The 14557-nt window shown below is 34.5% G+C and carries 16 protein-coding genes and 2 tRNA genes; 15 read left to right on the forward strand and 3 right to left on the reverse strand.

Translation table 11 applies throughout. The annotated features are described in order from the left end of the window. Positions 1-25: 25 nt before the first annotated feature. The 3 genes from LrDSM24759_RS02635 (at position 26) to LrDSM24759_RS02645 (ending at position 2514) form a co-directional block, all read left to right on the forward strand. On the forward strand, positions 26-1417 hold the full coding sequence (locus LrDSM24759_RS02635; protein WP_117117947.1) for an MFS transporter: 1392 nt from the start codon (positions 26-28) through the stop codon (positions 1415-1417). 10 nt (positions 1418-1427) lie between these two features. Then, positions 1428-1877: a hypothetical protein gene (locus LrDSM24759_RS02640; protein ID WP_117117948.1), complete on the forward strand. Its 450-nt coding sequence runs from the start codon at positions 1428-1430 to the stop codon at positions 1875-1877. Positions 1878-1968: 91 nt separating this feature from the next. Beyond that, the gene (locus tag LrDSM24759_RS02645) at positions 1969-2514 is read left to right on the forward strand and encodes a YagU family protein (protein WP_117117949.1); all 546 of its coding nucleotides are present in this window, start codon (positions 1969-1971) and stop codon (positions 2512-2514) included. Positions 2515-2818: 304 nt separating this feature from the next. On the opposite strand, the gene LrDSM24759_RS02650 is transcribed toward LrDSM24759_RS02645, so the two are convergent. Together LrDSM24759_RS02650 and LrDSM24759_RS02655 are read right to left on the reverse strand one after the other, a co-directional pair. Continuing rightward, positions 2819-2891, reverse strand: a tRNA-Gln gene (locus tag LrDSM24759_RS02650). A 6-nt stretch (positions 2892-2897) separates the two neighbouring features. Beyond that, positions 2898-2969: transfer RNA gene (locus LrDSM24759_RS02655), tRNA-Glu, on the reverse strand. A 103-nt stretch (positions 2970-3072) separates the two neighbouring features. Here LrDSM24759_RS02655 and LrDSM24759_RS02660 point away from each other — a divergent pair. Beyond that, entirely contained in the window at positions 3073-4092 is a 1020-nt protein-coding gene (locus LrDSM24759_RS02660; RefSeq protein WP_117117950.1) for a serine hydrolase domain-containing protein, read from the forward strand. A 29-nt stretch (positions 4093-4121) separates the two neighbouring features. On the opposite strand, the gene LrDSM24759_RS02665 is transcribed toward LrDSM24759_RS02660, so the two are convergent. Next, positions 4122-5474, reverse strand: coding sequence for a Mur ligase family protein (locus LrDSM24759_RS02665; RefSeq protein ID WP_117117951.1), 1353 nt, complete (start codon positions 5472-5474; stop codon positions 4122-4124). Positions 5475-5586: 112 nt separating this feature from the next. On the opposite strand from LrDSM24759_RS02665, the gene LrDSM24759_RS02670 reads away from it, so the two are divergent. The 11 genes from LrDSM24759_RS02670 (at position 5587) to LrDSM24759_RS02720 (ending at position 14532) form a co-directional block, all read left to right on the forward strand. Then, on the forward strand, positions 5587-6189 hold the full coding sequence (locus LrDSM24759_RS02670) for a thymidine kinase (protein ID WP_117117952.1): 603 nt from the start codon (positions 5587-5589) through the stop codon (positions 6187-6189). 27 nt (positions 6190-6216) lie between these two features. After that, the gene (prfA, locus tag LrDSM24759_RS02675) at positions 6217-7305 is read left to right on the forward strand and encodes a peptide chain release factor 1 (RefSeq protein ID WP_117117953.1); all 1089 of its coding nucleotides are present in this window, start codon (positions 6217-6219) and stop codon (positions 7303-7305) included. After that, positions 7298-8140, forward strand: coding sequence for a peptide chain release factor N(5)-glutamine methyltransferase (gene prmC / locus LrDSM24759_RS02680; RefSeq protein ID WP_117117954.1), 843 nt, complete (start codon positions 7298-7300; stop codon positions 8138-8140). The genes prfA and prmC overlap by 8 nt, the downstream gene beginning before the upstream one ends. Next, complete coding sequence (locus LrDSM24759_RS02685; protein WP_117117955.1) at positions 8141-9136, forward strand: L-threonylcarbamoyladenylate synthase; 996 nt, start codon at positions 8141-8143, stop codon at positions 9134-9136. It begins immediately after the preceding gene. Between the two features lie 117 nt (positions 9137-9253). After that, the gene (gene upp, locus LrDSM24759_RS02690) at positions 9254-9883 is read left to right on the forward strand and encodes a uracil phosphoribosyltransferase (RefSeq protein WP_117117956.1); all 630 of its coding nucleotides are present in this window, start codon (positions 9254-9256) and stop codon (positions 9881-9883) included. Positions 9884-10002: 119 nt separating this feature from the next. Further along, positions 10003-10719: a F0F1 ATP synthase subunit A gene (gene atpB, locus LrDSM24759_RS02695; protein WP_117117957.1), complete on the forward strand. Its 717-nt coding sequence runs from the start codon at positions 10003-10005 to the stop codon at positions 10717-10719. Positions 10720-10737: 18 nt separating this feature from the next. Continuing rightward, on the forward strand, positions 10738-10950 hold the full coding sequence (atpE, locus tag LrDSM24759_RS02700; RefSeq protein WP_117117958.1) for a F0F1 ATP synthase subunit C: 213 nt from the start codon (positions 10738-10740) through the stop codon (positions 10948-10950). Between the two features lie 42 nt (positions 10951-10992). Continuing rightward, positions 10993-11493: a F0F1 ATP synthase subunit B gene (gene atpF, locus LrDSM24759_RS02705; RefSeq protein WP_117117959.1), complete on the forward strand. Its 501-nt coding sequence runs from the start codon at positions 10993-10995 to the stop codon at positions 11491-11493. Next, positions 11493-12041, forward strand: a complete 549-nt coding sequence (atpH, locus tag LrDSM24759_RS02710) for an ATP synthase F1 subunit delta (RefSeq protein WP_117117960.1) — start codon at positions 11493-11495, stop codon at positions 12039-12041. The genes atpF and atpH overlap by 1 nt, the downstream gene beginning before the upstream one ends. A 14-nt stretch (positions 12042-12055) precedes the next feature. Then, positions 12056-13567: a F0F1 ATP synthase subunit alpha gene (atpA, locus tag LrDSM24759_RS02715; RefSeq protein WP_281271447.1), complete on the forward strand. Its 1512-nt coding sequence runs from the start codon at positions 12056-12058 to the stop codon at positions 13565-13567. 14 nt (positions 13568-13581) lie between these two features. Continuing rightward, complete coding sequence (locus LrDSM24759_RS02720) at positions 13582-14532, forward strand: F0F1 ATP synthase subunit gamma (protein ID WP_117117962.1); 951 nt, start codon at positions 13582-13584, stop codon at positions 14530-14532. Positions 14533-14557 lie beyond the last annotated feature (25 nt).

Genomic DNA, 14557 nt, shown 5'->3' on the forward strand with positions numbered 1-14557 from the left:
TTTTTCTTGTGAAAAGGGGAAATTAATGAATAAATCGGTAAGTCGAAAAAATATTTTTGCGGTTTTAGCAGTAGCTTGCATTTCTTTTGTAGGAATATTAACTGAAACAAGTTTAAACGTAACCTTTCCAACTTTAATGAGACAATTTCATGTTTCAATGAATACGGTGCAATGGGTAACGACTGGATACCTACTAATGATTGCGGTAATTATGTTGAGTTCTTCTTATCAAAATCGTAGATTTACAGCCAAACAAATCTTTAGTTTTGCTTGTGTGAGTTTTATGGTAGGGAGTTTATTGTCAGCTTTTGCAACTAATTTTACCTTAATGCTATTAGGAAGATTAATTTCTGCCTTTGGAGCTGGATTATCAATTCCTTTAATGTTTAATTTAATTGTGGAAGTTATGCCTCAAGCAAAATGGGGACTTTATATGGGATTAGCTGGCATGATTTTAGCTTTAGCACCTACTCTTGGTCCTTCATTTGGTGGTGCTGTTACTTATTTCATGGGTTGGAACTGGATTTTTCTGATTGTTACATTATTTGCACTAATTGTTTTTATCGTAGGAATATTTGTAATTAGTAAATATCATGAACCCAAAAAAGAAAAATTAGATTGGGTTGGATACTTAATTCTTACAATTGCATTAGTAAGTATAGTTGTTGGCTTTAATCAACTTGGACAAGGATTCTCTAATTGGAAACTTTGGGTCCTCTTATTAATATCTGTGCTGGCCTTTTGGGGTTACGCAAAATATTCACAACATTCAACTAGAAAATTATTGAATTTGAGTGTATTCAAGAATAAGGCCTTTGGTTTTGCAGCTTTGGCATATTTTTTACTACAATTCGGTAATATCGGTGCAAGTTTTGTTTTACCTAACTATGCTCAAATCGTTGAGCATCAATCTTCTTTGATTGGGGGATTAATACTTTTACCCGGAAGTATTATTGCTAGTGTATTAACTCCATGGTTTGGAAGTCTTTATGATAAATTAGGAGGTAAAAAACTATTATACACAGGGGGAATTTTATTTACAGCCGGTGGATTACTTTTTGCCATCTGGGGCTTAAACCTAAGTATGATGATGATTATGATTTTTTATGGAATTTTCTCAGCAGGACATAGGATGTCATTTGGAAATACTATGGCTGAAGCTTCAAAAATTCAGCCAAGAGAATTACAAAGTGATGGAACCGCAGTTTTCCAAACCGCACAGCAATTAGCTGGTTCTATCGGAACAACTATCTTAGCAGCAATTTTAGCCATTTATCAAAATAGAGGCGGTGCTTCTTATGCGACCTTAACTGCTCAAGGTAGTCAGGTAACTTTTTATTTGATTTTCGTAATCGGACTTTTAATTTTATTAAGTGACTATCTCTTGTTTAAATTAGAGAAAAAGACTATGAATTAAGGTGTTTAAAATGACTGAAACTAATAATGATTTTCAACAAATGGAAAGTACAATTTATTCCTTTGCTAAAGATTTATACTTTAAAAATATAGCAATGGCAAACTTAGTTAGTCTAAATGCACAAAAAGATCTTTTAACCTTAAACGAAGAACAAGCACAAAAAATGCAGGAAATTAGGGCAACTTTAATTGATTTTTGTCAGCCACAAGTTAAAGCAATTATTGAAGTTAGTGGGGATGCTAAAGACGTTAAGCCAGACTTTGATTTAGTTAAGAATCAAGTAGATCAGTTACTCCAAAATTATGATAATTTATTAAAATTAGTAAACTATGTCAAAGAAATTCGTGAAAAAAAGGGTCATAGGTTAACTCATGAATGGAAAGATATGGCAGAACGTTTAGATCAAATGAATATTGCAGAAATAAAAAATATTCAAGCTAATTTAGATAAAAAAGATTAAAATAAAGGTGAAGAGTTTAGTTATTAAATCTAAATTCAATAAATACATATTGTAATCATTAATCAATACTTTATCTAAAGGAGTTATTGAAATGCAAGATGCAAAACAAGTATCAAATTGGCGAATATTTTGGAAAAGTGTTTGGGTTGGGATTATCGCTGGACTAATTTCCGGAATGGTTAAGATAGGATGGGAAAAGATTCTCCCACCAAGAACAATAGCGCGCGACGTTGTTAACCCACCACAGCATATGTTGCAACAAATGGGAGCAAGTTACCAATTTACTCATTCCTATGTTATTTATAATACTGACCAAAAAGTTTTCTGGGTTGCATTAATTTTACATTTTTCATTTTCAATCTTTTTTGCCTGGCTTTTAATTTATATGGTGCAATATAAAAAGACTGCTTGGGCTGGATTATGGCAAGGTACGTTTTATGGCTTTTTAATTTGGGTAATTTGGCATTTGATTTTGATGCCGTTATTTGGAACCACACCTGCTCCATGGCAGATGCCGTTTGCAGAACATTTATCCGAGTTTTTAGGCCACTTAGTATGGGGCTGGTCAATTGCAGCAGTTGGTTACTATATGATTGCTAAGCAAAAAATTAAGACTTTAACTAATCAATATTGGTAAAAATTGAGATATAAAAAGAGATAAGTTTAATAGCTTATCTCTTTTTTTGTTTAGAAAACAAAAAGTCACTACTCAAATTAAATATCTATAATCAACCATTTAATACGCCTTATGACTTTAAATAAAATTAGACCAATTTAGGTAATTATGTAAAGTATCTACCTAAATGATTAATTTTCACAATATGAAGTCTAATATTGCACCTAAAATAGTTAATTTTCACAAATTCCAGATAATTTCAAAAAACAAAAATCCCTTAATACCAAGGCTTACTCTCACTCAGAATTAAGGGACTTTCACAAAATTGAGATATCCGGGCTCGAACCGGAACATCCAGGAACCAGAAACCTGTGCCTTACCAATTTGGCTATATCTCAGTAATATCACCCGTACGAGAATTGAACTCGTAACTCCACCTTGAGAGGGTGGCGTCTTAACCATTTGACCAACGGGCAAAATCAACATAAGTTAATATAATGGAATTACTCACTAATTGTCAAGAGGAAAAGTTCTTTTTTAGGGATAAAGCTTAAGGTATGATAACTATAGGTGAACAAAATGATCGAATATTTTAATACTAAACATTTAATTGAAAATATGGTTCGGGATCGCATTGTACCTGGTGTTAACTATACTTTATTAAAAGAAGATCAGGTATTTACTTCTACAGTGGGATTTGAAAGTCTTCTTCCGGATGTAACTCAGCTTAATCCTTTTGACTTATATGATTTAGCTAGTCTTACTAAAGTACTGGGAACAACAAATGTATTTTTGAAATTATATGAAGCTGGAAAAATTAACTTTAGTGAGGAAGTTGCAAGCTTTTTACCTGATTTTAAGGATAAAAGGGTACGTATATCGCATTTATTGACCCATACTAGTGGTATAAAAGGATGGATACCGAATCGTGATCAGTTAAATGCAGAAGAATTAATTAAGGCATTAGTGAGACTTCCCGTAACAGAAGAATTTGATAAAAAAATGCGGTATGCGGATACTAATTATATTTTGTTAGGGTTAATTCTCGAAACTATTTACCATAAACCAGTTCAACAAATTATTGAACAAGAAATTATTGCACCAACTGGCTTACAAAATACTACATTTAACCCGCAGCCTGGTGTAAGCGTACCTACTGCCTTATTACCAAATGGTCAAGTTTTAAAAGGAATTGTCCATGATCCTAAGGCAAGAACTTTAGGAGAGCATTGTGGATCGGCAGGTTTGTTTTCTAATATGCATGATTTAATTAAATTGAGTCAAGCTTATCTGGGTATCAATAAAGACTTATTACCTTTATCGCAAGATACTATTGCTAATTTATATGAAGTTCAAACACCTAAAGGCATTCATCCAAGAAGTTGGGGGTGGGACTTATGTTTTGATCCCAAAGATAATCATCCGATTTTATACCACACAGGATTTACTGGAACATTTATGCTACTTGACCGTTTGAACAAAACCGGTTTGATTGTTTTAACAAATCGAATTCATCCTAGTGGACATAACCTTACGTTTCTATCAATGCGTGAACATATCGTCAAAACATTTTTAAAGGAGAATATAATAGAGTACTAAAAAAAGGTTTTCAATTTTGAAAACCTTTTTTACATTCCTGCTTTAATAATTTTCTTTTCTGCCATTGTCTTGCGTAACGCTAACATCGCGGTATAGGTAGACAATATATAAACCTTTTTGGTAGGAAGGCTTGAAAGTGAATCGATTACTTCATCATTATTAGCTACTGTTGTCATCAGTCCAGGATCAAATCCTGCTACTTCTAAACGAAATCCCATATCACGCCAACGTTCTCCACCAACTAGAACCTTTTTTATTTTACTCTTATCTAGGCCTTCGTAATCTGCATCCCAAATCCAAGAAGTATCAATTCCGTCAGCATGGTTAGCGTTTAAAAGAGTGATTAAGGAGTAATCATCTTTTTCAGTATTAAGCATATGAAGTACTTCGTCTAAACCAACCGGATTTTTAACAAGAATCAAATCTATTTCTTTATTGTGGTAATTAATTAGTTCTTGTCGGCCAAAAATACGTTTGTTTTCAGCAAAAGATTCAGCCACTTCTTCATCGCTTAATCCAAATTCACGGGCAACAGAATAAGCAGCCAAGGCATTATAGATATTATAGGTACCACCAATACCAATAGTATAATCTTTCTTACCCATTTTAAATTTTAAACTATTAGGAGTTTGCTCAATAATTTGATTTACGGTATAAGACAACTCGGGACGATGATAACCACAGTTAGGACAGAAGAAATCGCCTAAGTTAGCATAAATTCTTTCATGAAAATGAAGAATATGGTTACATTTAGGACAAAGAACCCCATCTGTATTAACCGGAGCAGTAAGATCATTGTCCGGCTTATCGTCAGGTAGTTTAAAGCCGTAAAAAATTTTTTTATTTGGTAAATCAACTGATGAAAAAATACTTGCATCTCCGTTAGCAATAATAGTTGCATCAGGTGCTAACTTAATTCCTTCAACGATTTTGTCATAAGTGGTATAAATTTCACCATAACGATCCATTTGATCGCGGAAGATGTTGGTCAAAACAAATGCAGTAGGATGAAGAAGCTTTGTAACATATTTAACATTGGCTTCATCAACTTCAAGCACAGCAAGTTTTTTACCGTTACGTTGAGGATGGTGGGCTAAGAACGCCGTTACAATACCTTGCTGCATATTTGAACCAGAAGGATTGGTTAAAATCTCGCCATATTTTTTTCTTAGTGCTTCAGTAATAAGAGCGGTAGTCATGGTTTTACCATTGGTTCCAGTTACAATAATAACTTCGTAATCTTTAGCCAAAGATTGTAAAACATCTGGGTCAATCTTCATGGCTAATTTTCCAGGAAAACTTGTACCGCCCTTTAAAATATTGTGTAAAAACCAATAAGAAGATTTGCCTGCTAATTTTGCAGTTCCTGTTTTGATACTCATTGTTAATTCCTCACTTTTTAACTAGCTCTTACTATATCATAGGAAAGACTTTTAAACGATATTTATTTCCTCTATACTATTAAAACAGAAGCTGGTTGAAAAGAGGAAAAAGATGGCACAATTATTTTTTAGATATGGAGCCATGAGTTCAGGCAAAACAATCGAAATTTTGAAAGTTGCTCATAATTATGAAGCTCAAGGGCGACAGATAGTTTTATTAACTAGTGAACTTGATAATCGAAAGGGTGTTGGGATTGTAGCCTCTCGAATTGGTCTTCATCGCCAAGCACTTCCGATAAAGGAAGAAATGAACCTTTTTGACTATGTTAATGATCTTAATAAAAAAGATATCGCCAATGGGGATGGAAAAATCGCCTGTGTTTTGATTGACGAAGCGCAATTTATGAAAAAGCATCATGTTCTTGAATGTACTAGAATTGTTGATGAACTCAAAATCCCAGTAATGGCTTTTGGACTAAAAAATGACTTTCAAAATCATTTATTTGAAGGCAGTGAGAATTTATTGACTTTTGCTGATAAAATAGAAGAGATGAAAACAATCTGTCATTATTGTGGACATAAAGCAATCATGAACTTGAGAATTAATAATGGAAAACCTATTTATGAAGGAGAGCAAGTACAAATTGGTGGCGATGAAAGCTATTATCCAGTTTGTCGTTTTCATTATTTTCATCCTGGAGAAAAAAGAGATTAAGTTTATTTAAGGAAGGATTATACACTAATGGATAAAGTTATGGCACGTCTAGAAGGATTAGTTGCCCATTATGAAGAACTTCAAGAAATGATGGCTGATCCGGAAGTAATTAATGATACAAAACGTTATATGGAAATTTCAAAAGAAGAAGCTGATATGAGAGAGGTTGTTCAAGCATATCGGAAGTATACTGCTGATCAAAAAGAAATTTCTGATAATAAAGATATTATTTCTAATGAATCTGATACTGATTTGGTAGAAATGGCAAAAGAAGAAAATTCAGAATTAGAAAAAGAAGTTGAAGAACTTGAAGAAAAGATCAAGATCTTAATGCTTCCTAAGGATCCTAATGATGATAAGGATATCATTATGGAAATTAGAGGAGCTGCTGGTGGTGATGAAGCCTCATTATTTGCCGGTGATTTACTTAGAATGTATGAAAAATACGCCGAAACTCAAGGCTGGAAAGTTTCAGTCATCGATTCAGAACCTACTGAAGTGGGTGGATACAAGCACGTTGCTATTATGATTACAGGGGACAAAGTTTACTCTAAATTAAAATATGAAAATGGTGCTCACCGGGTGCAACGTATTCCAGTAACTGAATCTCAAGGTCGAGTTCACACCTCAACTGCTACAGTAGCGGTTATGCCTGAATATGAACAAGTAGATATTGATTTAGACCCTAAAGATATTAGAGTAGATGTTTATCGTTCATCTGGTGCCGGTGGTCAGCACATTAACAAAACTTCTAGTGCCGTACGTATGACTCACTTACCAACAGGTATTGTAGTTGCTATGCAAGATCAACGTAGTCAACAACAAAACCGTGAAAAAGCCATGCAAATTTTGAAATCACGTGTCTATGATTATTATGAAAGTCAAAACCGTGATCAGTATGATGCTGAAAGAAAAAGTGCTGTAGGTACTGGTGATCGTTCTGAAAGAATTAGAACATATAATTATCCACAAAACAGAGTGACTGATCACCGTATTGGTTTAACTATTAATAAGCTTGATCGAGTAATGAATGGTGAACTTGATGAAGTAATTAATGCGCTTGTTTTGTATTATCAAACTCAAGAATTGGAGAAGATGGCGGAAGAAAATGCCTAATACTTTAAATGCAATAAAAGAAACTACCTTAAAAGATAATCCAGATATTCGTGAAGCAGATCTTGATTTTGTTTTGGGCGAACGCCTTGGATATACTCCTTCTGAATATCAATTACATTTTGATGATGAATTAAATGAAGAACAGATAAAGCAAGCTAAAAAAGATATCAAAAAATTGCGTCGTGGGGTATCTCCCCAATATATTCTCGGATTTAGCTGGTTTTATGGTTATAAGATTTTGGTTCAACGTGGAGTATTAATACCAAGATTTGAAACCGAAGAATTAGTTAAGTGGGCTCTTGATAACATTAAGGATCAGGCTAAAATTTTGGACCTAGGAACAGGATCTGGAGCAATTATGGTGGCCTTAGCTCAAGAATTAGCCAAAAAAGATATCACTAATCTTCAACTATATGCGAGTGACATCACTGACAATGCTTTAAGAGAAAGCGAAGAAAACTTTTTAAAGTATGATATTGATGTGATTACGAGAAAAGCGAATGTCTTAATTGGATTAGAAAAATTTGATGTGATTATTTCTAATCCACCTTATATCAAACTGTCTGAAAAAGATCTGATGGATGAAAACGTAAAGAAGAATGAGCCAGAAGAGGCACTTTACGGTGGTGAAGATGGCTTGGATTTTTATCGTAAATTTGTTAAACAAGTCCGTGATCATTTAAATAGCCATGGTCAGTTTTTCATGGAGTTTGGTTTTAGTGAAAAGGAACAATTAGCAAAACTTTTTGCTGAAGAACTACCAGATTTTGAGATTGAATTTAAAGATGATTTAGCTGGAAAGCCAAGAATGGTTCATGGAAGGTGGCAAAAGTAATTGGAAACTAAGATTTTCAAGAAAGATGAGATTCCGGAGGCAGTAGAATTACTAAAGAATGGAGAGTTAGTTGCCTTTCCGACAGAAACTGTCTATGGTTTAGGCGCTTTAGCTACTAATGAAAAAGCTGTTAAAGGGGTTTATGCAGCTAAAGGGCGACCAAGTGATAATCCGTTGATCGTAACAGTAGCTGATGAAAAAATGATGGCGCAATATGTTGAAAATGTTCCAGAACGTGCCCAAAAATTAATTGATAAATTTTGGCCAGGGCCTTTAACCATGATCTTGCCAGCAAAAGAGGGAAGTTTATCAACTGCAGTAACTGGTGGGTTGCCAACTGCGGCTTTTAGATGCCCAAACGATGAATTAACTCATGAATTAATTAGTCAATTAGGTGCTCCGATTGTTGGTCCATCTGCTAATACTTCAACTAAACCTAGTCCTACAACTGCTGAACATGTTTATCATGATTTAAAGGGGAAAATAGCAGGAATTATTGATAATGGGCCTACAGAAATTGGGTTGGAGTCAACAATTATTGATTTATCAGTGGAAGAACCAATTGTTTTGCGTCCGGGAGAAATCACTCCTGAGGACCTGGCAAAAGTCTTAGGGGAAAAAGTTTTAATGAATAAAGGAACAACGAAAACAGCAGGTGTTCCTAAGGCTCCAGGAATGAAGTATCGTCATTATGCCCCGAGTGCCCCAGTGTATATCGTTGATAATGAAAAAGATTTTAATGACATTCCACAAAGAGATGATATTGGTGTAGTCGCTTTAGATTCTGTTTTAGACAAAATTGAAGCAGAGAATAAATTTAGTTTGGGGAAAACGATTGATGATGCTGCTCATAATTTGTTTAATGCGTTGCGTTTCTTTGATAATCAACCAGATATTAAAGAAATTTATGTTCAAGGATTTAGTACAGGAAATATTAGTGCAGCTTATATGAATCGTTTAAATAAGTCGGCAGCAGGTCATCATTTTCATAATTAATATTTTTTTATAAAGACAGAGTATTACTAATGCTTTGTCTTTTTTTATTTAGCTCAATCATTTGGTTAATTGTCTGCTAAAATGGAGGTGGGAATTATTTAATATTAGGAGGTTATTATGGGGAAGTTTACTGTTTTAAATCACCCTTTGATTCAACACAAATTAACTATTATTCGTAAGAAAGATACAGGTACCAATGAATTTCGTCAGATTGTTGGTGAAATTGGTGGTCTAATGGTTTATGAAATGACACGTGATTTACCATTAAAGGATGTTGAAATAGAAACTCCTGTGGGCAAATCAACTCAAAAAGAATTAGCAGGTAAAAAATTAGCTATTGTACCTATTTTACGCGCTGGTCTAGGAATGGTAGATGGAGTTTTGCAAATGATTCCTTCTGCAAAAGTAGGTCACATTGGCATGTATCGTGATGAAGAAACTTTGAAACCACATGAATATTTCTTTAAGATGCCACCTGATATTGAAGAACGTGAATGTATTATTGTTGATCCTATGCTTGCCACTGGTGGATCAGCTAATATGGCCATTGAGGCACTCAAGAAGCGTGGAGCAAGAAATATTCGCCTAGCTGTTTTAGTTGCAGCCCCTGAAGGAGTAAAAGCAATTCAAGATGCTAATCCAGATGTTGATATTTATGCTGCTGCTCTTGATGAAAAATTAATGGATAACGGTTATATTTACCCAGGATTAGGGGATGCAGGTGATCGTTTATTCGGTACAAAATAACACCAAAAATAACATCTAAAGTATTCAAAAGATTTGAAAAACAGGTTTTTAATTATTTTGCTTGGTGTTAAAATCAGTATTGTGTTTGAGGTATTCAGCACAAGAAGGGAGGTTACGAAGTGGGTGAGAAATCAGTCGTCGTTAATTTATTCGGCTTGAACTTTAACTTAACTAACTGTTTAGGTGGTACATTAGTTGCTGTTTGTACTTTTATACTCCTTTACTGGTTAGGGCATAGAGCAACAATAAAGCCTAGCAAAAAGCAAAATTTTATTGAGTATTTCATAGATTTTACTAACAATATTGTTAAGGATAATGTTGAAGATAAAGATGCTCAAAAGCATTTATCACTTTATGCATTTACTTTGTTCATGTTTATTTTCTTCATGAACCAATTAGGGTTATTTTTCGAGTTCTCAATTAATGACCATATCCTTGTTAAATCACCAACAGCCAACCCCATGATTACAATGACAATGGCTTTAATGACATTGCTATTGTCATATAACTATGGAGTTGCTAAGTATGGATTAAAAGGCTATTTAGGATCATATGCAAAACCTGTTGGTTTTATGTTGCCAATAAATCTTATCGAGGAATTTACTAATTTCTTGACATTATCACTACGTCTTTACGGTAATATTTATGCTGGTGAAGTTTTGTTAACTTTGATCGGTGACAGATTTGCTAAGAGTGCAGGGTGGATTACCACTATTGCTTCAATTCCATTAACCTTAGTTTGGCAAGGCTTCTCTGTCTTTATTGGCTCTATCCAGGCATATGTTTTCGTAACTTTATCAATGGTTTATATTGGTAAGAAGGTTACAAAAGAATAATTTTACGGAGGTTTTATTATGAAATATATTGGTGCCGCAATCGCTGCTGGTTTTGCTGCTTTAGCTGCTGCCTACGGTAACGGTAAGGTTATTTCAAAGACTATTGAAAGTATGGCAAGACAACCTGAATCTGCTGGCTCATTGAGATCAATGATGTTCATCGGTGTAGGTTTAATCGAAGCTGTTCCTATTTTGTCATTAGTTATTGGTTTCTTAATCCTCTTTATGTAATTTCGTTAAGGAGATCGTGATTACAGGAAAGAAGGGGAAACTATGCAATTAATGTATGCAGCCTTAAAGCTTGAGTTAGGGGATACACTATATTATCTTTTGATTTTTGCGCTTTTACTAATTCTTGTAGGACATTTTGCCTGGGGACCTGTTTCAGATATGATGGAGAAACGTCGTCAAAAAGTCATTGACGACTTGGATCATGCTGAAAGTGATCGCAAGAAGGCAGAGTTACTTGCAAATGAACGTGAAGCTGCTTTAAAAGACTCTAAGCAAGAGGCTACTCAAATCCTTTCTACTGCAAAAAGCAATGCGGAAAAGACTAAAACTCAAATTATTAGTCAAGCTGATGATGAAGCTTCCGCTATTAGAAAAAAGGCAGCTGAAGATGCAAAACAAGCAAAGGCAGATGCCTTAAACGAGGCTCGTGATCAAGTGGCAGATCTTTCCATTTCAATTGCTGAAAAATTAATTAGCAAGAATTTAGATGAAAAAGATCAAAAAGACTTGGTTGATAGTTTTATCAAGGGGCTCGATGACTAATGGCTTTAAGTAGAGAAGAAATTGCCGCTAGATACAGTAAGGCTTTATTTGAATATAGTGAAGATGCCAAGGTACTTGACGAAGTTCATGATGAAATGAATGTTCTTTTACAAGTGACTAAGGCCAATCCCAAAGTTATTCAACTTTTGGCTGATCCAATTTTGAATAAAGTAGAAAAGAAGGAATTTCTTGATACTTTGACTCAAGGGGCATCAGTTGAAACAAAAGGATTTTTAAAATTCTTAGTTGAATATGGCCGTTTTAATGACTTTATTGATATCATCGAGGCCTTCGATGTCCGCTACAATGAATCAAAGAATATAGCTGATGGGACTGCTATCACTGCTATTGCTCTTAAAGATGAAGAGTTGGACAAAATTGCTAAAGCTTATGCAAAGAAATACGGCTTAACAACTTTGAAGATAACAAATAAAGTTGATCCTAGTATCTTAGGCGGTGTCGTTCTCCAAGTTGGAGATATTAGAATAGATGGTTCAATTAAAACAAAATTGCAAGAAATTCGTGAGCAATTAATTGAAAATAAATAAAAGAGGTGAAACCATTGAGCATTAAAGCTGAAGAAATTAGTTCTTTAATTAAAAAACAGCTTGAAAACTATGATGATAAGCTCAACATAGACGAAGTAGGAACTGTAACCTATGTCGGTGACGGAATCGCCCGTGCTCACGGCCTTAATAATGCATTATCAAGTGAATTACTTGAATTTTCAAATGGTTCTTATGGTATTGCACAAAACCTTGAAGCTAATGATGTTGGTATTATCATTTTAGGTAGATTTGATGATATTCGTGAAGGGGATCAAGTTAAGAGAACCGGACGAGTTATGCAAGTACCTGTAGGTGACGCGTTAATTGGCCGTGTTGTAAATCCTCTAGGTCAAGCTGTAGATGGTTTGGGTGAAATTAAAACAGATAAAAGTCGTCCAATTGAAAGCCAGGCTCCTGGTGTTATGGACCGTCAATCTGTTGATCAACCACTACAAACTGGTATTAAATCTATCGATGCTTTAGTTCCAATTGGTCGTGGACAGCGTGAGTTAATTATCGGTGACCGTAAAACAGGTAAAACTGCATTAGCACTTGATACTATTATCAATCAAAAAGGTCAAGACGTTATCTGTATTTACGTTGCTATCGGACAAAAAGAATCTACAGTTAAAAATTCTGTAGAAACATTAAAACGCTATGGTGCTATGGACTACACTATTGTTGTAGAAGCTGGACCAAGTGAACCTGCACCAATGCTTTATATCGCTCCATATGCAGGAACTGCTATGGGTGAAGAATTTATGTACAATGGTAAGGATGTGTTAATCGTATTCGATGACTTGAGTAAACAAGCCGTTGCTTACCGTGAAATTTCCTTACTTCTTCGTCGTCCGCCTGGTCGTGAAGCTTACCCAGGTGATGTTTTCTACTTACACTCACGTTTATTGGAACGAAGTGCTAAATTGAGTGACAAACTTGGTGGTGGTTCAATGACCGCTATTCCATTTATTGAAACTCAAGCGGGTGACATTTCTGCATATATTCCAACTAACGTTATTTCCATTACTGATGGTCAAATTTTCTTGGAAGCAGATTTGTTTAATTCGGGAACACGTCCTGCTATTAACGCTGGTGAATCTGTTTCTCGTGTTGGTGGTAGTGCACAAATTAAGGCAATGAAGAAAGTTGCTGGTACCTTGCGTGTAGATTTAGCTTCCTATAGAGAACTTGAAAGTTTTGCTCAATTTGGTAGTGACTTAGATCAAGCTACTCAAGCTAAGTTAAATCGTGGTCGTCGGACCGTTGAAGTCTTAAAACAACCATTACATAAGACTTTGCCAGTAGAAGATGAAGTTCTGATTCTTTATGCATTAACACATGGATTCTTAGATAAAATTCCTGTTGATGACATTCAACGTTATGAATTAGACTTATATGATTACTTCGCAAGTAATTATGATGATTTACTTGATGTAATTCGCAAAACTAGTGATTTACCTGATGAAGAAAAGCTTAATGCTGCTTTAAAGAACTTCAATGAAGGTTTTTCAATCAGTAAAGATTAGAGGAGGTTTTTTCATTGGCAGAATCTCTCCTTGAATTAAAGAAGAAAATTTCTTCTACTCAGAAAACTGGTCAAATTACTGAAGCTATGAGAATGGTTTCAGGGGTACACTTAAATCAGACTGAAAAGCTAGATGAACATTATTCTGTTTACCATGATAAAGTGAGAGCTACAGTTTCGCATTTAATGAGTGGTAGAATATCTGAGTTTTTAGATGTTGGAAATGGTGATACTAGTAATCTGTCTAGCTTAAACTACGGAGATATTTTTGATCTTGGTAGTATGACTGATCTTATTCAACCGCGTAAAGAAATAAAATCCACTGGTTATCTTGTAATTGCTGGAGATAGAGGTTTAGTAGGATCTTATAACAGTCAAGTAATTAAAAATATGATGAATATTTTTAAAAACAATGAGGCTCAGAAAAAAGATAGCAAAATTCTTGCTGTGGGTAGCGTAGCTGCTCAATTCTTTAAAAAACAAAACTTGAATGTTGTATATGAAGATAGTGGAATAGCAAATGTACCTACTTATGCAGATGTACAAGATGTTATTCAAACAGCAATTAAAATGTATTTAAATGGTGTATATGATGAATTATATGTTTGTTACACTCACCATGTGAATAGTTTGACATCTGCTTTTAGAGTGGAAAAGATGTTACCACTTTCTGATATTGATATTAATGAAGAGGCACAAAAAACATCTACTGATTATTTAATTGAGCCAAATGTAGATGAAGTTTTGCAAACTATTTTACCTCAATATGCCCGATCAATGATATTTGGTGCTATTTTAGATGCTAAAACTGCTGAACATGCTAGTTCAATGACTGCAATGCAGAGTGCTTCTGATAATGCAAAAGATATCGTTTCTGATTTAGAGAAGAAATTAAACAGAGCTAGACAAGGACAAATCACTACCGAACTTACTGAAATTATTGGTGGTGCAAATGCTCTTGAATAAAATAGAAAGAAAAGGAGGTAGATGT

The sequence above is a fragment of the Lactobacillus rodentium genome (assembly GCF_003423665.1).
GTDB lineage: Bacteria > Bacillota > Bacilli > Lactobacillales > Lactobacillaceae > Lactobacillus > Lactobacillus rodentium.